The organism is Stutzerimonas stutzeri (assembly GCF_024448935.1).
Classification (GTDB): Bacteria; Pseudomonadota; Gammaproteobacteria; order Pseudomonadales; family Pseudomonadaceae; genus Stutzerimonas; species Stutzerimonas stutzeri_AO.
In genome coordinates, this window is record NZ_JAMOIE010000018.1 from 16,073 (window position 1) to 36,948 (window position 20,876).

At 62.5% G+C, this 20,876-nt stretch carries 16 protein-coding genes and 2 pseudogenes; 11 read left to right on the forward strand and 7 right to left on the reverse strand.

Translation table 11 applies throughout. From position 1 onward, the window contains the following. Positions 1 to 40: 40 nt before the first annotated feature. Entirely contained in the window at positions 41 to 1,813 is a 1,773-nt protein-coding gene (locus NA637_RS07525; protein WP_256071688.1) for an N-acetylglutaminylglutamine amidotransferase, read from the reverse strand. Between the two features lie 221 nt (positions 1,814 to 2,034). On the opposite strand from NA637_RS07525, the gene NA637_RS07530 reads away from it, so the two are divergent. Next, complete coding sequence (locus tag NA637_RS07530; protein ID WP_256071689.1) at positions 2,035 to 2,508, forward strand: MarR family winged helix-turn-helix transcriptional regulator; 474 nt, start codon at positions 2,035 to 2,037, stop codon at positions 2,506 to 2,508. Here the strand turns inward: NA637_RS07530 and NA637_RS07535 are convergent. Then, a pseudogene (locus tag NA637_RS07535) lies at positions 2,509 to 2,727 on the reverse strand (hypothetical protein); the annotation flags it as partial. It abuts the gene before it with no gap. 39 nt (positions 2,728 to 2,766) lie between these two features. Then, positions 2,767 to 4,740, reverse strand: coding sequence for a bifunctional tRNA (5-methylaminomethyl-2-thiouridine)(34)-methyltransferase MnmD/FAD-dependent 5-carboxymethylaminomethyl-2-thiouridine(34) oxidoreductase MnmC (gene mnmC / locus NA637_RS07540; protein ID WP_256071690.1), 1,974 nt, complete (start codon positions 4,738 to 4,740; stop codon positions 2,767 to 2,769). 159 nt (positions 4,741 to 4,899) lie between these two features. On the opposite strand from mnmC, the gene pap reads away from it, so the two are divergent. Beyond that, positions 4,900 to 6,387, forward strand: coding sequence for a polyphosphate:AMP phosphotransferase (gene pap / locus NA637_RS07545; protein ID WP_256071691.1), 1,488 nt, complete (start codon positions 4,900 to 4,902; stop codon positions 6,385 to 6,387). A 179-nt stretch (positions 6,388 to 6,566) separates the two neighbouring features. Continuing rightward, positions 6,567 to 7,751 carry a thiolase family protein gene (locus NA637_RS07550; protein ID WP_256071692.1) on the forward strand — a complete coding sequence of 395 codons (1,185 nt, stop codon included), beginning with the start codon at positions 6,567 to 6,569 and terminating at the stop codon, positions 7,749 to 7,751. A 185-nt stretch (positions 7,752 to 7,936) separates the two neighbouring features. On the opposite strand, the gene NA637_RS07555 is transcribed toward NA637_RS07550, so the two are convergent. Beyond that, entirely contained in the window at positions 7,937 to 9,328 is a 1,392-nt protein-coding gene (locus tag NA637_RS07555; RefSeq protein ID WP_256071693.1) for a class II fumarate hydratase, read from the reverse strand. Between the two features lie 149 nt (positions 9,329 to 9,477). On the opposite strand from NA637_RS07555, the gene NA637_RS07560 reads away from it, so the two are divergent. The 5 genes from NA637_RS07560 (at position 9,478) to NA637_RS07580 (ending at position 13,901) form a co-directional block, all read left to right on the forward strand. Then, positions 9,478 to 9,987, forward strand: a complete 510-nt coding sequence (locus NA637_RS07560; RefSeq protein ID WP_256071694.1) for a DUF2059 domain-containing protein — start codon at positions 9,478 to 9,480, stop codon at positions 9,985 to 9,987. Positions 9,988 to 10,000: 13 nt separating this feature from the next. Further along, entirely contained in the window at positions 10,001 to 10,300 is a 300-nt protein-coding gene (locus NA637_RS07565) for a BolA family protein (protein WP_256071695.1), read from the forward strand. A gap of 203 nt (positions 10,301 to 10,503) precedes the next feature. Next, positions 10,504 to 11,439, forward strand: a complete 936-nt coding sequence (locus NA637_RS07570) for a rhodanese-related sulfurtransferase (protein ID WP_256071696.1) — start codon at positions 10,504 to 10,506, stop codon at positions 11,437 to 11,439. 58 nt (positions 11,440 to 11,497) lie between these two features. Next, on the forward strand, positions 11,498 to 12,130 hold the full coding sequence (locus NA637_RS07575) for a DsbA family protein (RefSeq protein ID WP_256071697.1): 633 nt from the start codon (positions 11,498 to 11,500) through the stop codon (positions 12,128 to 12,130). Continuing rightward, a complete protein-coding gene (locus NA637_RS07580) occupies positions 12,123 to 13,901 on the forward strand; it encodes an ABC transporter ATP-binding protein (RefSeq protein WP_256071698.1) in 1,779 nt (592 codons plus the stop codon). The genes NA637_RS07575 and NA637_RS07580 overlap by 8 nt, the downstream gene beginning before the upstream one ends. A gap of 306 nt (positions 13,902 to 14,207) precedes the next feature. Here NA637_RS07580 and NA637_RS07585 read toward each other — a convergent pair whose 3' ends face one another. Continuing rightward, positions 14,208 to 14,930: a TorF family putative porin gene (locus tag NA637_RS07585; protein WP_256071699.1), complete on the reverse strand. Its 723-nt coding sequence runs from the start codon at positions 14,928 to 14,930 to the stop codon at positions 14,208 to 14,210. 335 nt (positions 14,931 to 15,265) lie between these two features. Here NA637_RS07585 and NA637_RS07590 point away from each other — a divergent pair, with 335 nt between their 5' ends. Further along, a complete protein-coding gene (locus tag NA637_RS07590; RefSeq protein ID WP_256071700.1) occupies positions 15,266 to 17,218 on the forward strand; it encodes a HAMP domain-containing methyl-accepting chemotaxis protein in 1,953 nt (650 codons plus the stop codon). Between the two features lie 232 nt (positions 17,219 to 17,450). Beyond that, positions 17,451 to 17,624, forward strand: a pseudogene (locus NA637_RS07595) (amino acid permease); the annotation flags it as partial. A gap of 160 nt (positions 17,625 to 17,784) precedes the next feature. Here NA637_RS07595 and NA637_RS07600 read toward each other — a convergent pair. Further along, complete coding sequence (locus tag NA637_RS07600; RefSeq protein ID WP_256071701.1) at positions 17,785 to 18,825, reverse strand: metal-dependent hydrolase; 1,041 nt, start codon at positions 18,823 to 18,825, stop codon at positions 17,785 to 17,787. 137 nt (positions 18,826 to 18,962) lie between these two features. On the opposite strand from NA637_RS07600, the gene arfB reads away from it, so the two are divergent. After that, entirely contained in the window at positions 18,963 to 19,376 is a 414-nt protein-coding gene (arfB, locus tag NA637_RS07605; protein WP_256071702.1) for an alternative ribosome rescue aminoacyl-tRNA hydrolase ArfB, read from the forward strand. A 167-nt stretch (positions 19,377 to 19,543) separates the two neighbouring features. On the opposite strand, the gene NA637_RS07610 is transcribed toward arfB, so the two are convergent. After that, positions 19,544 to 20,854: an MFS transporter gene (locus NA637_RS07610; RefSeq protein ID WP_256071703.1), complete on the reverse strand. Its 1,311-nt coding sequence runs from the start codon at positions 20,852 to 20,854 to the stop codon at positions 19,544 to 19,546. Between the last annotated feature and the right edge of the window lie 22 nt (positions 20,855 to 20,876).

Here is a 20,876-nt window from a genome sequence, read left to right on the forward strand (position 1 = left end):
TGTCAACGCGCCTGGGCGCCGTGCCGTCATGATCGGGTTGTTAGAGGCCTTGTTCGCTCAACCATAGATTGACCGCTGCCAGCTGCCATAATTTCGAGCCGCGCAGGGGCGTCAGTTGGCCCTCCGGGTCGTTGAACAGCTTGTCCAGCATTGCCGGGTTGTACAGTCCGCGATCCTGGCTCGGGTCCGTCAGCAGCTCGCGCACCCAGTTCAGCGTGTCACCCTGCAGGTGCTTGAGGCCCGGCACCGGGAAATAGCCCTTGGGGCGGTCGATGACCGCGGCCGGGATGACCTTGCGCGCGGCTTCCTTGAGCACATACTTGCCGCCATCGGGCAGCTTGTACTTCGCGGGAATTCGTGCCGAAAGCCCGGCCACGTTGTGATCGAGAAACGGCACCCGTGCCTCGAGGCCCCAGGCCATGGTCATGTTGTCGACGCGCTTGACCGGATCATCGACCAGCATCACCGTACTGTCGATTCGCAGGGCCTTGTCGACGGCCGCATCGGCGCCCGGTTGGGCGAAGTGCTGACGAACGAAGTCGCCGGAGAAGTCGCCCTTGACCCACTGCTGCTGCACGGTGTCGGCGTATTCCTCGAAGCTGCGGTCGCGGAAGGCGTTGAGATAAGCCTCGACGGGGTCGTCGGCACCGTCCACCTGCGGATACCAGTGATAGCCAGCGAACAGCTCATCGGCACCTTGACCGCTTTGGACTACCTTGCAGTGTTTGGATACTTCCCGTGAGAGCAGGTAGAAGGCGATGCAGTCGTGACTGACCATCGGTTCGCTCATGGCGCGAAAGGCGGCAGGCAGCTGTTCGAGGATTTCCTTCTCCTGAATCCGCAGCTGGTGATGGCGCGTCCCGTAATGCTGCGCAATCAGATCCGAATACTTGAATTCGTCGCCACGCTCGCCGCCGGCATCCTCAAAGCCGATGGAGAAGGTCTGCAAGTTATCCGCAGCGCCGGCTTCGCGAAGCAGGCCGACCAGCAAGCTGGAGTCGACGCCACCGGACAGCAGCACGCCCACGTCGACCGCCGCGCGATGACGCAAGGCGACGGACTCGCGCAGGGTTGTCAGGGTGCGCTCCTGCCAGTCTTCGAAGCTGTAGTCTTGCTCCTCTTCCGACGCCCCGAACTCCAGCGTCCACCAGCGGTGTTGGCTGGTCTTGCCGCTGGCATCAATACGCATGAAGGTGCCGGGAGGCAGCTTCTCGATACCCGCAATCAGCGTGTCCGGCGCCGGCACTACGGCATGGAAGCTCAAATAGTGGTTCAGTGCCACCGGGTTCAGCACACCGGCAATGTCGCCGCCCTTGAGCAACGCCGGGAGCGTCGAGGCAAAGCGCAGGCGCGCGCCGGTGCGCGACAGATAGAGCGGCTTGATGCCGAGGCGATCACGGGCGATGAACAGTTCCTGTACGTCGCGCTGCCAGATGGCGAAGGCGAACATGCCATTCAGGCGCGGCAACAAGGCTTCGCCCCAGGCATGAAAGCCCTTGAGCAGCACCTCGGTGTCGCCCTCGGAAAAGAAGCGATAGCCCAGTGCCTCCAGCTCGGCGCGCAATTCCGGATAGTTGTAGATGGCGCCGTTGAACACCATCGACAAACCGAGTGCCGAATCGACCATTGGCTGACCCGAGGCCTCGCACAGGTCCATGATTTTCAAGCGTCGGTGACCGAGCGCCAGAGGGCCTTGGCTGTTGAAGCCACAGGCGTCCGGGCCGCGAGCAGTCAGGGATTGAGTGATGCGTTCAACCGCGGCCAGATCGGCCGGTTGATTATCGAAGCGAAGTTCGCCAGCTATGCCGCACATAAGATCCTTACCGGTGTTGCCGTTGGGGAGTGTGACTGATGCTCGGATCGCGAAGTTCAGGTTTTCAGACCAGCGTATAGCGCTCTGGCTCGCCGGCTGCGGTGATCATTCAGGTGCGTCCCGCACAGGCTGAGTCGCACCCTGCTGCGTCAGTCAGGTTTTACAGGGAAACAAAGAAAGTGCTTTCATGTCAAACCGTGACCCAGCTGATTATGTTGTTTATGAACGAAGAAAATATTCGAGCTGAAACTATCGAAAAGTCGGAGAGCAGGCTTGAACTGTCGCTGTTTCAGGCGCTGCGGCGGTTGCAGCAGGACGCCGAAGTGCATGCCAAGCGGCTGGCACGTTACGGTGGACTGAGCCCGGTGCAGCTAATGATTCTGCAGGTGCTTGCGAGCGAACGACAGCTCACGGCCAGTGCGCTGAGCAAGCGCGTCAGCCTTACGCCTGCAACCCTGTCTGGGCAGCTGGACCGGCTCGCCGAGCGCGGACTGCTGTCGCGCCAGCGCGATGATCAGGACCGCCGCCGCCAATGGTTGCTGTTGACTGACGAGGGTCGCGCACTGCAGCAACAGGCTCCGTCTTTGCTGCCGCCGGAGTTCGTTGCACGTTTCGCGGCGTTGCCGGAATGGGAGCAGCACGGAATCACTGCGGCGCTGCTTCGCGCCGCCTCGATATGCGGTTCGAGGGAGTAGTCAGCAGCCCGGCTGAGCCTGCTGTCTGCTATAGCGAAAGCCTTCGACGATATGCTCGGCCAGTGTTTCGCTGACTTGCGACTGACTACGTTCGTTGCGCAGCAGGACAATGCTGCTCAAGGGCAGCTCCGGCATGCCCTCGGCTTCGCGCAGCAAGCGCATGTCGGCCGTGACCAGGCTCCGCAACTGCGCGGTCACCGCGAGCCCGGCGTTAACCACGGTCACGAGGCTCGAATAGGCAGGCGCTCGATGAGACGCTCAGTCGATCCGTCGAATGAGCTGGCGCAGCAGGAATCGATTGGGGTGGCAGGCTTCGGCGATGGCGCGCGGTACGGGCAGCGGTTCGTCATTCAGCCACGCGGCGAGCAGCTCGCCCGACAGTGGCGCGGTGATCAGGCCGCGCGAGCCGTGTGCGGTATTGACGTACAGCCCATCAAGCCAGGGACACGGCGTATCAGGCACTTGCCGAGCATCCTTCGCCAGCACGGCATAGGCTTCGGCGAAGCGTGCTGGATCGGCCAGCGCGCCGATGATGGGCAGATAGTCGGGGCTGGTGCAGCGGAACGCGACGCGTCCATGCAGTTGGTCGATATCGACGGCGTCGGCCGCCAGGCGCTGATGCAGATCAGCGGACATCTCCGCGAGCATCTCCAGGTTGGAATGGTGCTCCGCTGCGCTCGGAGCCGGATCGGTTTCGGCGAAATTGAAGCTCGCCCCCAGCGTGTGCTGACCCTCACGGGGTGGGGCGACGTAGCCCTTGGCACAGAGCACGGTGCGCAACGCGCTGCTTTGTTCGGTCACCGGCAGGGCGGTGATCTGTCCGCGGATACGCTTGAGCGGCAGCCAGGCACTTTGGCTGAAGCGCGCAGCGTCGGCGGCGCCAGCCAGGATCACTACCGGCGCCTCGGCCAGCAGCTCATCGCCGATCAGCGCCTGCCACCGCTCGCCGGCGCGGCGCAGCTCGACCGGGTGCCGGTGGCGAAGCAGCTCGATGGCGGGGTGCGCGATCAGCCAGCGACACAGCGCTGGCGGATGCGCCCAACCCGCGTCCGGATAGAACAGCCCGCCATGGTCCAGCGCCACGCCCGCCAGCTGCTCGGCTTCTTCGCGCTGCACCGCGCGCAGCAGACTGGGCGGAAAGGCGTCGGACAGTGCGGCTTGGCGGGCGCTTTCCTTGTGGTCGAAGGCAAGCTGCAGCACGCCGCAGGCATCCCAGTCCTGGCCCTGCTGCAGGTTCTGCAACAACCGACGGGTGTAGCCAAAGCCGCTGGCGACAAGCTGCGAAAGCGCGGTGCCGTGCGCTGACAGCTTCAGATAGAGCACACCCTGGGGATTGCCAGAACCCTCTTGGGCCACATCGTCATGCCGCTCCAGCAGTGTCACTTGCCAGCCGCGCGCCGCCAGGCTGGCGGCGCTGGCGCAACCCGCCAGGCCTGCGCCGATGACCAGTGCCTTGCGCTGCGTTGGTTGATGCGACGGGCGCGCAAACCACAGACGCTCCGAGGTTCCTGGCGATGCGGCAAGGTGGCCCTGGAGGTTTTCCCACTTCTGGCCGAAGCCCGGTATCCGCTTGACCTCAAAGCCTGCTCCCTTGAGGGCTCGTCGCACACTGCCGGCGCTGCTAAAGGTCGCCAGCGTGGCGCCCGGGGCGGACAGCCGCGCCACCTGCTCGAATAGCTCAGGCTGCCACATGTCCGGGTTCTTCGGCGGTGCGAAACCATCGAGAAACCAGGCGTCTACCCGGGCATCCAGTTGTTTCAGCCGGTCGAGCGCATCGCCTACCAATAGCGTCAGCGTCACCCGGCCGAAACGAAATTGCTGGAATCCCGGATTGATCGCCACATACTGGTCGAGCAACTGGCGCGCCTGCAGCTGTAGTGCGGGCCACAACGTCAGCGCGCGACGCAGGTCGTCGCGCGTGAGTGGATGCTTTTCAACGCTGACGAAGTGCAGGGTGCTAATGGCAGGCGCTGTGCGCTCGAACAGCGCCCAGGCGCAAAGAAAACTGAGGCCAGTACCAAAGCCCGTTTCGCCGATCACCAGGCGTTCCCCGGCCTGAAGCGCGGCGAAACGTTCGGCCAATCGGTTGGGTTGCAGAAATACGTGGGTGGTTTCGGCCATGCCTGAGCCGCGAGAAAAATATACGTCACCATAGCGCCGCGATTGCGGTTGGCCGTTCTCGTCCCAGTCGAGCTCGGCATGTTCAAAACCGGGTGGGATCGCGGCGGACATCGATGTTTCCTGCGGAGAAAAATCGCCATTCTAGCAGCAGCGCGAAACCTGCCGCGGGCGCGCTTTGTCGCATCGATAAGCCCGCAGGCCAGCGCACCAGGCGCTAACAGGCGGAGCTGCATGCTAGGGTTCATCACACATCTATTCTTGGAGTACACGATGTTCGAGTCCGCAGAAATCGGCCACACCATCGACAAGGACACCTACAACAACGAAGTGCCCGTTCTGCGTGAAGCGTTGCTGCAAGCGCAGTACCGCCTCCGAGAGCAGGCGCGGTTTCCATTGCTCATCCTGATTAATGGCATCGAGGGTGCCGGGAAAGGCGAAACGATCAAGCTGCTCAACGAGTGGATGGACCCGCGGCTGATCCGGGTCGACAGCTTCGATGTGCCGACGGACGAAGAACTCTCGCATCCGCCCGCCTGGCGCTACTGGCGTCGGTTGCCGCCGAAAGGCCAGACCGGCATCTTTTTCGGCAACTGGTACAGCAAGATGCTTGAGAATCGGGTTCATGGCCGCATCAAGAAAGCCGAGCTGGGGTTGGCCATCGATCGCGCCCAACGTTTCGAGCGGATGCTCTGCGATGAAGGCATGCTGATCTTCAAATTCTGGTTTCACCTGTCCAAGGAGCGGATGCTGCAGCGCCTCGAATCGCTCAAGGATGATCCGCTGCACAGCTGGCGCATCAGCCCGCTGGATTGGCAGCAGTCCAAGACCTATGACAAGTTCGTGCGCCATGGGGAACTGATCCTGCGCCGGAGCAGTCGGGATTTCGCGCCCTGGTACGTGATCGAGGGCAGCGACGAACGTTATCGCAGCCTCACGGCTGGTCGGCTGCTGCTCGAAGGGCTGAATGCCGCGCTCGACGCTGCCGATAGCCAGCCCTCACAGCCGCACACCGCGCCGATCGAGCTGAACCTCGATCGATTGAGCCTGCTCGACAGCCTCGACCTTGGGCAGACGCTGAGCAAGGACGATTACGAAGAGCAGTTAGGCCAGGAGCAGGCGCGCCTGTCTCAGCTGCTACGCGACCCGCGTTTGCGCAAGCGTGGGGTGCTGGCCCTGTTCGAGGGTCACGACGCGGCGGGCAAGGGCAGCGCTATCCGGCGGGTCACGGGCGCGCTGGATCCGCGGCTGTATCGCACCATACAAATCGCCGCGCCCAGCGAGGACGAACTGGCGCAGCCATGGTTGTGGCGCTTCTGGCGCAACGTCCCGGCGCGCGGGCAGTTCACCATCTTCGATCGATCCTGGTACGGCCGCGTGCTGGTCGAGCGTGTCGAGGGCTTCTGCTCGCCAGACGAGTGGCTGCGGGCCTATACCGAGATAAACGAGTTCGAGGAACAGCTGGTCGACGCAGGCGTGGTGGTGGTCAAGTTCTGGCTCTCCATCGACAAACAAACGCAGCTGGAGCGTTTCCAGGAACGTGAAAACACGCCGCACAAGCGCTTCAAGATCACCGAGGAGGACTGGCGCAACCGCGAAAAATGGGACGACTACAGCAATGCCGTGGCGGACATGGTCGATCGCACCAGCACCGAAATTGCGCCCTGGACCTTGGTTGAGGCCAACGACAAGCGCTTTGCCCGGGTCAAGGTGTTGCGCACGCTGAACAACCGCCTGGAAGCCGCCATCGAGACCAAGTAGAGGACGGATTCGCTAAGCAAAGCCGCGGCCGGCCGGGCGATGGTTGACCATATCCCTGCTGAATGGTCGTCGCCATGGGCGAAGGGCAGGAACTATGCTCCGGTCATCGTCCAACAGGCAGACCCGCGGCGCAGCCGTGCAGCGCGGCATGGCGTCTGCCCAACCATTCGAGGTATGCCATGCGTGAAGTAGTGATCGTCGACAGCGTCCGGACCGGCCTGGCCAAGTCTTTCCGCGGCAAGTTCAACATGACCCGCCCTGACGATATGGCGGCGCATTGCGTCAACGCGCTGCTGTCGCGTAGCGGGCTGGATCCCAAGCTGGTCGAGGACTGCATCGTCGGCGCCGGCTCCAACGAGGGCGCACAGGGCTACAACATCGGTCGTAACGTGGCGGTGCTGTCGAACCTGGGCATCCAGTGCGCGGGCATGACACTCAATCGCTTCTGCTCGTCTGGCTTGCAGTCCATTGCCATCGCGGCCAATCAGATCGCGTCCGGCTGCAGCGATATCATCGTTGCCGGTGGCGTCGAGTCGATCACCATGACGGCCAAGAGCCGCAACAGCGACAACCTCTTCAATCCGGTCCTGCAGGAGCGCGTTCCTGGGCTGTATCACAGCATGGGGCAAACCGCCGAGCTGGTCGCGCGTCGCTACAACGTCACCCGCGAGCAGCAGGACAGCTATTCCCTGCAGAGTCAGCAGCGTACCGCCCGGGCCCAGGCTGAGGGCTTGTTCCAGGACGAGATCGTGCCGATGAACGTCCGCTACTTCACCGAGGACAAGAACACCGGCGAGCGCACCGAGCATGAAGGCGTGGTGGACCGTGACGACTGCAACCGCCCGGATACCACGCTGGAAAGCCTGTCGGGCCTCAAACCGGTATTTGCCGATGATGGGTCGGTGACCGCGGGCAATGCCTCGCAGCTCTCCGATGGCGCCTCGATGACCTTGGTCATGAGCCTGGACAAGGCGCTCGAACTCGGTCTCAAGCCGCGCGCCTTCTTCCGCGGATTCACCGTGGCCGGTTGCGCGCCTGAGGAGATGGGCATTGGCCCGGTGTTCTCAGTGCCACGCCTGCTCAAGGCACGCGGTCTGCAGGTCAGCGACATCGACCTGTGGGAGCTCAACGAGGCCTTCGCCTCTCAGTGCCTGTATTGCCGCGATACGCTGGAAATCGACAATGAGAAGTTCAACGTCAATGGTGGCTCGATTTCCATCGGCCACCCATTCGGCATGACCGGCTCGCGTACCGCGGGCCACCTCATCCGGGAACTGCAGCGTCGCAACCTGCGTTATGGCGTAGTGACCATGTGCGTTGGTGGCGGCATGGGTGCGTCTGGGCTGTTCGAAGCGGCGCGCTGAGCCGACCGCCACACAAGAAACCCGCGCCTGGCGCGGGTTTTTAGTTGTGCTGTAACGCACAATGAGATGGGCGAATAAATTCGCCCCTACCTGAATCGGGCGCGGTGGGGCCGCATGCAGCGCTTGTAGGGTCGAATTCATTCGACCAAAGGCCGCACGCGTTCTCACGATTGAAGCCGGCTGGGTCAGCCGCGGCTGGACTCCAGCATGGTTTCCGGCCGCACCCACTGATCGAACTCCTCATCGGTCAAATAGCCCAGCGCCAGTGCCGCTTCGCGCAGGGTGGTGCCTTCGGTATAGGCCTTCTTGGCGATCTCGGCTGCCTTGTCGTAACCGATATGCGGGTTCAGCGCGGTCACCAGCATCAGCCCCCGCTCCAGATGCTCGGCCATCCGCGCGGCGTCCGGCTCGAGGCCGACGATGCAATGCGTGTTGAAGTTGCGGCAACCGTCGGCCAGCAGTCGGATCGACTCAAGCATGTTGTGCACGATCACCGGCTTGAACACATTGAGCTGTAGATGGCCCTGGCTCGCGGCGAAGCCGACCGTCACGTCGTTGCCCATCACCTGGCAGGCAAGCATGGACAATGCCTCGCACTGCGTCGGGTTGACCTTGCCTGGCATGATCGAGCTGCCCGGCTCGTTGGCGGGCAAACGCACTTCGGCGAAACCACCGCGCGGGCCCGAGCCGAGCAGGCGCAGGTCATTGGCGATTTTCATCAGCGCCGTGGCCAGTGTTTTCAGGGCGCCGGAGAGTGCGACCAGCGGCTCATGGCCGGAAAGGGCGGCAAACTTGTTCGGCGCAGACACGAATGGAAGACCGGAGAGTGCCGCCAGTTCAGCAGCAATCGCTTCGGCGAAGCCATGCGGGGCGTTGAGACCGGTGCCCACTGCGGTGCCGCCCTGGGCCAGCTCGTAAACGGCGGGCAGGGAATGTCGAATCGCCTGTTCGGCGATATCCAGCTGGGCCACGAAGGCCGACAACTCCTGGCCAAAGGTCACTGGGGTTGCATCCATCATGTGGGTGCGCCCGGTTTTGACCAGCTGACCATGGCGTGCTGCCTGTTCGGCGATGCCGCCAGACAGCTCGGCGATGGCGGGCAACAGATCGTCATGGATCGCTCGCGCAATGGCGATGTGCATGGCGGTGGGGAAGCAATCGTTGGAGCTCTGCGCGCGGTTGACGTGGTCGTTGGGGTGCACCGGGCTCTTGCCGCCACGTGCCCCGCCGGCCAGTTCATTGGCGCGCCCGGCAATGACCTCGTTGACGTTCATGTTGCTCTGGGTGCCGCTGCCCGTCTGCCAGACCACCAGAGGAAACTGATCGTCGTGCTGGCCGTGGAGTATTTCGTCGGCGGCCTGTTCGATCAGACGCGCGATGTCCGGCGGTAGGTCGCCTATGCGGTCGTTGACCCGCGCCGCGGCTTTCTTGATCAGTGCCAGCGCATGGCAGACGGCAAGGGGCATGCGCTGCTCGCCGATGGCGAAATTGATCAGCGAGCGCTGTGTCTGGGCGCCCCAGTAAGCCTGTTCCGGGACTTCCACTGGACCCAGGCTGTCGGTTTCGGTGCGTGTCATGCCGTGCTCCCATCGATGAGGTATCCCTGTTAGGTTGCTGGCTGTGGGCGCAGGTTCAATCTGGCCTGCAGCTGTTCCTTGAGCGCCGGGAACTCCGCGCGCAGAATGTCTCCATTGAGGCTCATTTAACGATCGCCAAGGATCATCTCATGCACATTCTTCGTACATTCGGCCTTTGTAGCGTTCTGTCGATGGCGCTGCTCAGTGGCCAGGCCAACGCTGACAGTGCGGGTAACAAGGCCCAGGCCGAGCGTTTCCTGGAACTGGTCAATGCTGATCGACTCGCTGTGCCGGTGTATGCCCAGGTGCAGCAGATGTTCGCCGAGCGCTTCGAGCAGACCCAGGCGCCCGCGAGCAAGCGCGCACTGCTCGAGCGCTACCAATCGAAGGCCGATGCCGCGCTGGACAAGGCGATCGGCTGGGAGCAGGTCAAGCCGGACCTGATCAAGCTCTACACCGAAACCTTCACCGAGCAGGAGCTCAGCCAGTTGAACGACTTCTACGACTCGGCGCTTGGCAAGAAGATGCTGACCAAACTGCCGGAGCTGAATGCGCGCTCGGCGCAGGTTACCCAGGCCAAGCTGCAAAGTGCCGTACCCCAGGTAAACAAGCTGCTGGCAGAGATGACTGCCGAACTCGATACCCAGAAAAAGCCCTGACGGAGCCGCCCCGATGTCCACACTCGAATCCATCGAACAGGCGCTGCAAAGCGCACTGCAACCTCAGCATCTGCAAGTGCTGGACGAAAGCCACATGCACAGCCGCGGCCAGCAAACCCATTACAAGGCGGTGATCGTCAGCGAGCAGTTCGCCGGCCTGAATGCGGTCAAGCGCCACCAGCGCGCCTACGCTGCAATGGGCGATCTCATGCAACAGATTCACGCCCTGGCACTGCACACCTACACCCCTGAAGAGTGGGCCGAGCAGGGCGTCGCGCCTGTATCACCGGTGTGTGCCGGGGGGCATAAATAGGCGAAAGCCGCGCAAGGCGCTTGAGGCTGGATGGAAAGACCAAGGCTATCTCCCCGACAATCGTCAAGCCTCCCGCCTTCAGCGCTTTTATCGGTCTCTAGCGCCCTGCTAGAATGCGCGCCGCGCCGGCTCACGCCGGCGTTGTCGTTTTCGCATTCCCGGTCCGCCCTTTGCGTGGGTGACCACTGGAGGAATTTACCCGCATGACCCAGAACATCGTCGTTGCGGCGCTGTACAAGTTCGTCTCTCTGCCGGACTACGTCGCGTTGCGTGAACCCCTGCTCGAAACCCTGGAGGCCAATGGCATCAAAGGCACGCTTTTGCTGGCCGAAGAAGGCATCAACGGCACCCTGTCCGGCAGCCGTGAAGGGATCGATGCCGTGCTCGCCTGGTTCGGCACCGACGCGCGCCTGGCCGATATCGATCACAAGGAATCCTACTGTGACGAGCAGCCCTTCTATCGCACCAAGGTCAAGCTGAAGAAGGAGATCGTCACCCTGGGTGTGCCTGGCGTCGATCCCAACCAGCGCGTCGGCAGCTATGTCGATCCGAAGGACTGGAACACCCTGATCGACGATCCTGAGGTGCTGCTGATCGATACCCGCAACGACTACGAAGTGGCCATCGGTACCTTCGAAGGCGCAGTGGACCCGCAAACCAAATCCTTCCGCGAATTTCCCGATTACATCAAGGCGCATTACGACCCGGCCAGGCACAAGAAGGTCGCGATGTTCTGCACCGGTGGTATCCGCTGCGAGAAGGCTTCCAGCTACCTGCTCGGCGAGGGCTTCGAGGAGGTCTACCACCTCAAGGGCGGCATCCTGAAATACCTCGAACAAGTGCCGCAAGAAGAAACGCGCTGGCGCGGCGACTGCTTCGTGTTCGACAACCGGGTGACCGTCCGTCATGACCTCACCGAAGGTGATTTCGATCAGTGCCACGCCTGCCGTACACCGATTTCGCTGGAGGACCGCCAATCGGAGCACTACGCTCCAGGCATCAGCTGCCCTCATTGCTGGGATAACCTCAGCGAGAAGACACGCCATAGCGCGCAGGAGCGGCAGAAGCAGATCGAGCTGGCGCTGAAGCGCAACCAGCCACACCCCATTGGCTACAACTATCGCAAGGCGGGTGTGTAACCGAGTACCGCCATGAAGCGCGCCAGACGCGCTCTACCCTGATAGAACCGGAGCGCCGATGAGCAACCGACTGATTTACGTGATGGACCCGATGTGCTCATGGTGCTGGGGCTTCGCGCCGGTCGTGCAGGCGCTGATCGAACAGGCCCGGGTGCGCGGGGTGGGTTCGGAGCTAGTGGCTGGTGGACTGCGTCAGGAACGTACCGCGATGGATCAGGCCGCTCGCGATCGCACCGCCTCCTACTGGCATGCGGTTCACGAGGCGAGCGGACAGCCGTTCAACTTCGAGGCCGGCTTGCCCGGCGGGCTGGTCTACGACACCGAGCCGGCTTGCCGAGCGCTGGTTGCGGCCCGTGACCTCGACAGCCACGCCGCGTGGCGACTCGCCGGGCTGATCCAGCGGGCCTTCTACGTCGAGGGGCGCAACGTCACGCTGCCGCCGGAGCTTGTCGAACTGGCCGAGACCGCTGGCATTCCGCGTAGCGAGTTCGCCGACCGCTTCGATTCCCAGGCCGCCCGCGATGCCACCGTTGCGGACTTCGAGTGGTCGCGCAATCTTGGCATCGCGGGATTTCCTACCTTGCTGGCTGAACACGGCGGCCAGCTGGCACTGGTGACGAACGGATTCCAACCGCTCGAAGCCCTGTCACCGCTGCTGGCGCGCTGGCTGGATCACAATATCGATGCCTGATCAGCTCAGCTGGGCCGAAATCCGCCGCCTCGCACTTCACCACCGCAAAGCCCTGGTGCTGGCCAATCTGGTCGCGGTGCTGGCCACGCTGTGCAGCGTGCCGATTCCCTTGTTGTTGCCGTTGCTGGTCGACGAGGTGCTGTTGAAGCAGGGCGACGCCGCGCTTGAGGTCATGAACAACGTTCTTCCGGCGGAGTGGCAGACCGCCGTCGGCTATATCGGCCTGATGCTTTGCGTAACGCTGTTGCTGCGCGCATCGGCTCTGATTTTCAACGTTCTGCAGGCCCGGCTGTTCGCTCGACTGTCGAAGGATCTGGTCTATCGCATCCGGGTACGGCTGATCGAGCGGCTCAAGCGTATTGCGCTGAGCGAATACGAAAGCCTGGGTGGAGGGACGGTTGCGGCCCATCTGGTCACCGATCTCGAGACTATCGATAAATTCATCGGCGAGACCCTCAGCCGGCTGTTGGTCGCCGTGTTGTCCATTGCCGGTACGGCGGCGATCCTGCTGTGGATGCATTGGCAGCTGGCGCTGTTGATCCTGCTGTTCAATCCTCTGGTGATCTACGCCACGGTGCAGCTGGGCAAGCGCGTCAAGCACCTGAAGAAGCTGGAGAACGACAGCACGTCGTTATTCACCCAGGCGCTCACCGAAACGCTGGATGCGATCCAGGAAGTGCGCGCCGGCAACCGCCAGGGTTTCTTTCTCGGACGCCTCGGCCTGCGCGCGCGGGAAGTGCGTGATTTTGCGGTGGCCTCGCAGTGGAAGACAGACGCCTCCAACCGCGCCAGTGGCCTGCTGTTCCAGTTCGGTATCGACATCTTCCGTGCCGCGGCCATGCTCGCGGTGCTGTTTTCCGACCTGTCCATCGGACAGATGCTCGCGGTGTTCAGCTACCTGTGGTTCATGATCGGCCCGGTGGAGCAGCTGCTCAATCTGCAGTACGCCTTTTACGCGGCGGGCGGTGCGCTAAGCCGCATCAACCAGCTGCTGGCGCGTGCCGACGAGCCGCAGTATCCCGGTGGTCAGGATCCGTTCGTTGGCCGCGATACCGTCGCCATCGAGGTCCAGGGGCTGCGCTTCTCCTATCAGGATGAGCCGGTGCTGGAAGGGCTGGATCTGTCCATCGCGGCGGGTGAGAAAGTAGCCATCGTCGGTGCCAGCGGCGGCGGCAAAAGCACCCTGGTGCAGTTGCTGCTGGGCCTCTATCAGCCCCAGGCCGGGCATATCCGGTTCGCCGGGATCGAGGTGCAGGACATTGGTCTGGCTACGGTTCGCGACAACGTCGCCGTGGTGCTGCAGCATCCGGCCCTGTTCAACGACACGGTGCGCGCCAATCTGCTGATGGGTCGCGAGCGGGACGATCAGGCATGCTGGCATGCGCTGGAAATCGCTCAGTTGGCCGATACGATCCGGCAGCTGCCAGCCGGGCTGGAGAGCATTGTTGGCCGTTCCGGCGTGCGCCTCTCAGGAGGACAGCGACAACGACTGGCGGTGGCGCGCATGGTGCTGGCCGAGCCCAAAGTGGTCATCCTCGATGAGGCTACGTCGGCGCTGGATGCCGCCACCGAGTATGCCTTGCATCAGGGGCTCAACCGTTTCCTGCGAGGGCGCACGACACTGATCATCGCTCACCGTTTGTCGGCGGTGAAACAGGCCGACCGGGTACTGGTATTCGATGGTGGGCGGATCGCGGAGGAAGGAGATCACCAGCAACTAATCGCCGAGGGTGGCCTGTACGCCCGGCTGTACGGGCACCTGCAGCACTGAGCGGGACGGGTGCCATAAAAGGCGATGTCCCCGTTGCGGGTTTCTGGGTTTGGACAGCCCGATGGGGCATGTGCCGGTAGGTTGGCGCTGAGCGCAGCGAAGCCCAACTGGAATCGGCACGAACGTGTTGGGCTTCGTCGCTCCGCTCCTCAACCCAACCTTCGCTTCTCAGGCTATGCGCCCCGAGCCAACCTGCAACCTTATGCAACGGCAAGCGAGACGTGGCCTAAAAAAACCGCCCCGCTGGAGCGGCTCAAAACCAAAGGTTTGCATGGTCCGGCCGTCTCGCGGCGGCCGGCCACCCGGTCAGAAGGACTTGGAAACCGCGACGGTCAGGTTGGAGTCGCAGTAGTCGTCCTTGCCATAGGTGGCTTCGCAGTTCTCCGAAGAAATGTCAGTGTCGGTGTAGGCCAGTGTCACGTCCAGGCCGAAGAGGGTCTTGCCCACGCCGACGGCCCAGTCGTTGTAGTCCTCGCCACCGGCCTTGGCATCGGTGTAGCCGTAGCTGGCGAACAGGGTCGTTTCGTAGGGCAACTCGTATTCGTAGCCGGCCCAGGTGTAGGACGGATGCACGCCGGTCTCGACGCCGTACTTGTAGCCCAGGGTGAAGCCGTAGGCGGTGATGCTCGGGATGATTTCGTAGCCGTTCCACTCGCTGGCCTGCGGGTAGGCGTACTTGGCCAGCTGCAGGTCGGCGGAGATGTCATCGGTGAAGCCATAGCCGTAGCCGACGTAGTAGTCGACTTCGATGTCGGCGCCGCTGGTGTTGCCCGGGAAAGCCGCATCGTCGACGTTCGAGGCCCAGATCCCGGCATACAGACCGCTTTCGTGTGCGACGTCCAGGCTGCCTTGGATAGCGGTTTCGCCGGCGGTCTGCGATTGGCCGCGCCAGATGTAATCGCTGGCCAGAGTGGCGGTCATGCTGACGTCGAAATCGCCGAGTGGAGAGGGCACCGTCTCGCTGACGGCCAAGGCGCTGAAGCCCATTGCGGACGCTGCGGTAACTGCCACTGTGAGTTTTTTGAACATGTTTTGACTCCCTGTGTCGGTACGCGAGGGTGGGCCCTCGTCCTGGAAACCTGATTGCAAGTAATCAGGGTGAGGCTCTCAAAGCAGGATGCTTGCCAATTCATAAAATTATTTATGAATCATAAAGATACTGTTGTTTTTTTGTGTGCTGCAGAAGCATCGCTGCGCTGCGCTGGGGCGCTTTGCCGGCATCCGAAAGAGACTGCACCGCTTCGATGCATCGGGTATGTCCAGGTCGTTAGCCTTAAGGCGCCAAAAAATCCTGATCAATTACTCAACTATTAGTAATCTTTGCCGACTCACCTGGGGTGCCCTTGATTTGTGGAATGTTTTCGATGGAATTAGTGCTGAATTTTTTTACCAACATCCCGGTCGGCAAGAAGCTGATCTACGGCTTTGGCGTAGTACTGCTGCTGACCCTGGGCGTGGCCGGTACCGGCTTTATCACCGTCGACGAAATCCTCGGGCGGGCGAGCCAGATGAATCAGCTGTTACGCATCAACGCTGCGATTCTCGAGGTTCGCGGCCTGGAGCGCGAATTTGCGCTGACTCGCAGCGACGAATCCGCCGCGGCCTTGCGCAGCACCCTGGCCAGGCTCAATCAGGAGCTGGACGCACTCGCGCAAAGCGCGTCTGAAGCAGACCAGCAGAAGCTGCAGCAGATTCGCAGCGATGCGGCCATCTATGCCGACAACTTCACTCAATACGGTCAGCTGATCGGCAAGAGTGTGGCGCTTCGCGAGCGCATGACCGATGCCGCACAAAAAAGCCGTGAAGAGTTCGAGTACATCGAACTGGACATGTACGATGCCGTGCGCGTATTGCGGCTGGAAGGTGACCACTTGAAGGGCAGCGACCCGCTGACCATCGCCGAAGCAGCGTCCGGGCTGACCAAGCGCATCCTCGATTTGCGTACCTTCGAAAGCATGTTCATCGCCAATAGCGCGCAAGCCGTGGTGGACAGCTGGAACGAGTCCTATGCGGACGTGACCACCATCGGCAGCAGTCTGAAAACCTGGCTCGACGACGAGCAGAAAGCCACCATGGATGGTGCGCTCACCGCTCTGGCGGCCTATCAGCAGGCGTTTGGTGAGTTCCGCAGCAACCGCGCCGAGCGCATCGCGCTCGAACAAGCGATGGTGGACCAGGCTCAGCGCATCCTGGACACTGCCGATCAGGCTTTGGCGGGTGCCACCGAGGCCATGCAGGAGCATCACCGCAGCGCCTACACCTGGCTCGGAATCATCAGCGTTCTGGCCGTGGTAATTGGCCTGGTGGCCGCGATGGCGATCTCCCGCATGATCGTCTTACCGCTGCGCTACACCGTACAACTGGCGCAGCGCGTGGCCGACGGTGACCTGACCCAGTCGCAGAAAGTGACCCGTCGCGACGAACTCGGCCAGCTGCAGAAAGCGATGTCCGACATGACCGAGAGCCTGCGCAGCTTGATCGGCCGCATCGGTGGTGGCGTCGGTCAGATTGCTACCGCCGCGGAGCAGCTGTCCGCGGTGACGGCGCAGACCAGTGCCGGGGTGCAGAAGCAGCGGGAGGAAACCGATCAGGTCGCTACCGCCATGCACGAGATGGCAGCCACCGTTCAAGACGTCGCACAAAATGCGGAGCAGGCATCGCATGCAGCCCGCGAGGCCGACCAGCAGGCGCGTCAGGGCGATCTCGTCGTCAAGGATGCCATTGTCCAGATCGGCAGCTTGTCTGGCGAGGTCGAGCATTCCGCTCATGCCATCGAAGAGTTGAATACCGAAAGCGGTCGTATCGGCACCGTGTTGGAAGTGATTCGTGCGGTGGCTGAACAGACCAACCTGCTCGCACTCAACGCGGCGATCGAAGCCGCCCGCGCCGGTGAACAGGGCCGCGGTTTCGCCGTGGTGGCTGACGAGGTCCGCGCCCTGGCTCGCCGCACGCACGACTCCACCGAGGAAATCGAAGGCCTGATCGCCAACCTGCAGCGCGTAGCGCAAAAGGCCGTTGAGCAAATGCAGACCAGCCGTAACCTGACCCAATGCACCGTCGACCTGGCCAGCGAAGCAGGCATCGCGCTCGGCCGCATCACCGAGTCGGTTTCGACCATCGAGCAGATGAACCAGCAGATCGCGGCGGCAGCTGAGCAGCAGAGCGCCGTCGCTGAGAACATCTCCGAGAGCGTGACCCGTGTTCGCGACATTGGCGAGCAAAGCGCCAGCGGCAGCGAGCAGACCGCCGCGGCCAGTGCCGAGCTGGCGCGCCTGGGCGTCGAGCTGCAAGGGCTGGTGGCGCGCTTCCGCACCTGAGTTTTTCTCTGCAACCCCACAGCCCCGGTTCTTGCCGGGGCTTTGTCGTTTATGGCGCTGAACCCGGCGAGACTCCACCTATCCAGAAAAGCTGACGCGGCTGCATGCTCGGGAGAAAAAGGCCAACTGGCGCCGCATCTACGATCTGTGGGGCGACGCGGGTGCATGCTCGGGAGAAGAAGATGAACGCCTTGTCGCTCGCCGGTTTCTGCCTGCAAATCGAGGCTGGCCGATGATAAAACCAACCTGTTCGCTGCGGGGCGAGTCCCGGCTGAAGCAAGCGATCACTGGCCCAGCGCTGTTTCTGTTCATCCTCGGTGACGTGCTGGATGCCGGCGTGTATGCGCTGGTCGGCAAGATTGCGGGTGAAGCGGGCAGGGCAGTCTGGGTGCCGCTGCTGGTCGCGCCGCATTGTCGCACGCCGACCCTTCTGCCTGTCCTGGCGATGATCTCCTGTCTGCTGCTGTCCCAGCAAGGCGCCGGCACCTGGTTGCGTGCCGGGTTGTTGATGGCGCTGGGTGCCTTGCTCTATGGAATCGGGCATTGGCGCAAAGGGCGCGCGACGGTTAGCGTCGATTGAGTTCGGCGGCCCATTCAGCCAAGGGCAGCCCCGGCTGTTGATGCCAGATGCGCCGCCAGATCTGCTTGAGCCGGCTCATATCACCGCGTTCGGCTGGGAGTCGGTCGACAAAAGGGATCAGTCTCCAGTCAGCGCTGTTTCGCTCGGCCAGGGCGAAGCGGAAGGGGTGGAAGCCGGTCATGCCGAGGCGCAGGTCAGTCACCAACAGCTGCCCCGCCACTTCGTCGTAGCGCAACACGCCACCGGTGAACCATTGCAATCGGGCATGCTGCGGCGACTCGCGCAGTACCGCGGCAAGCCGTTTGCCACGCGGGATGGCTACCAGTTCGGGTGGTCGGTCATCGAACCAGCTCACCAGCGCTTCATGGTAGCGATCGTCGCCGATGATGATGACCCGCCATAGCAGGCTGTTGAATGGCGTCGGTGTGCTGAACAGCTGACTTGCCTGAATGCCTTGCTCCGCCATCACCGTTTCGACGCGCTGCTCGGCCATTTGCTTGCCTGCCAGGGTGAAGCCGAGATACGCCGTCGACAACGCCAGCGCGACACCCGCCAAGCGGGGGCTGCGACCCTCCAGCCCGGCAATAGCACCGACCAACACCGCCAGCAGCAACGGAATACTGTAGAGCGGGTCGATGATAAATACGCTGGACCAGGCCACCGGCGGTGTGGTCAGCGGCCAGAATAGCTGGGTGCCATAACTGGTGAAGGCGTCCAACAACACATGCGTCACCAGCACCAGCCAGACCGTGAGGAACAGGCGCATGCCGCTGTACGCTGGATCAGGTCGTATTCGTCGCGCCAGCCAGGCCAACACAACGGCCAGCGTACTGAGAACCAAGAGTGAGTGACTGAAGCCTCGGTGATAGGTCATGTCGGCGATTGCATCACCGTAATCGATGACCACATCAAGGTCGGGCAGGGTGCCGAGCACTGCACCATAGAGCAGGGCCTTGCGGCCTTGCCAGCGGCCCAGCAGCGATGCCTGAACCGTGGCGCCGAGAAGGGCCTGGGTTATCGAGTCCATGCAGGGGTTCCATCTGTTTCGAGCGCGCTACGGTAGCCGAACCGGCTGACCCGTAGCGACTCCATACCATATAAAAACGTGTCCGCCACGCTCCTGTTGTGGACAATGTCCTTTCCATCCCGATGGTTGAAGGATCGATGCTCGACATATCCAGCAATGTGCAGCTAGCCGACAGCGAAATCGAACTGACCGCCATCCGCGCCCAGGGTGCCGGTGGGCAGAATGTCAACAAGGTGTCCAGTGCGCTGCACTTGCGCTTCGATATCAACGCGTCGTCATTGCCAGCGTTCTACAAGGAGCGCTTGCTGGCGCTGCGCGACAGCCGCATCACCAGCGACGGTGTCATCGTGATCAAGGCGCAGCAGTACCGGACCCAGGAGCAGAACCGCGCCGATGCCCTGGAGCGTCTGGCCGAGATCATCCGTAGCGTGACGAAAGTGGAAAAAGCGCGTCGCCCGACGCGCCCCACGTTGGGCTCGAAAAAGCGGCGCCTGGAAGGCAAGACCAAGCGCGGTGCGATCAAGGCTGGGCGTGGCAAAGTGGATTTCTGAGGCCTGCCAGCGGCACTGCATCGCTGGCAGACACGACTCGCCTGGTTCTGGTTTGCTCTGCAAGCCTGTAATAGCGAGTCGCGAGTCGCGAGTCGCGAGTCGCGAATCGCGGGTCGCCAGGAGCTCAGCGACGTGGTGAGCGCCAGGAGCAGTCCAACATTGCCCGCCTAAGAATGCGTGCCGGTCCGCGGTTCGACGGCGTCTGCTTCGTCGACGGGCTGCAGGCCTTCGTCGAGAATATCCGTCTCGGCGATTTCGCCCTCCGGCGTATCAGGCATCAACTCGAGCACGGTATGGCTGGTGCGCAACATCGGTGTGAAATGGCCGTGCGGTTCGGTAACCAGATCGAACACCCGGCGCGAGCGGAAGTAGGAATAGATCGCCAGGAACGCCAGGGTCACGGCGAAGAACACCGGCAGGGCCTTGGGTCCGAAAAAACTCATCAAGCCACCGGCGGCCACCGGGCCGAAGGCAGCGCCGAAGCCGTTGGCCAACAGCAGACCGCTGGAGCCCGACAGGATTTCGTCCGGGTGCAGCTGGTCGACCATTTGCGCCACGGCAATGGAGTAGATGGAAAACGCCAGACCACCCCAGACGAACATCATCCCCAGCAGTAACGGGCCGGATGTCAGCGGGGTGATCAGGCCGCCAAGGATCGCAGCGATCGCCACCACCCAAAGCATCACCAGACGGCGGTCATGCTTGTCGGAAAACAGCCCGATCGGCCACTGCAGAACGGCACCTCCGAGAATGGTGATACTCATCAGTAGACCTACGCCCGAGGCATCGAAGCCACTTTGCGAGGCGTAAACCGGCGCCAGCCCCCAGAATCCTCCAAGCGTCAGGCCGGAGATCCCGGCGGCCATCAGCGGCAGCGGGGCGATTCGAGCCAACTGCAACAGGTCGGTAGCCGGCATGTCGGGCTGTGCGGGCTGTGCCTGGCGTGTCAGGGTAATCGGCATCAGCGCGGTGCAGATCAGGATTGCGGCCAGCGCAAACAGCGTGAAGTTCATGGGGCTGTCGAGGCTCAGCAATTGCTGAGCGGCCGCCAGCGAGCCAAGGTTGACGGCCATGTACAGGGCAAACACCTGACCGCGTTTTTCGCCGCTGACCTGGGCGTTGAGCCAGCTCTCGATAACCATGTACAGCGTGACCAGGGCCACGCCGTACATCAGGCGCAGCATCAACCACACCCATGGATTCACGATCAGCACGTGAAGCAGCACGGTCACCGAGGCCAGGGCGGCATAGAAAGCGAAGGTTCGGATATGGCCGATGCGCCGGATAAGCGAAGGCGCCAGCCAGGTGCCGACCAGAAAACCGGCGAAGTAGCCGGACATCAGCAGGCCGATCAACCCAGTGGAGTAGCCTTCTTCGATGCCGCGCAGCGTCAGCAGCGTGTTCAGCAATCCATGGCCGAGAAGGAGGAATGCAACGCCGCCCAGCAGCGAGCTGATGGGGGCTAGTATGGACGTCATCGGCAAACAACCCTAAGCAAGT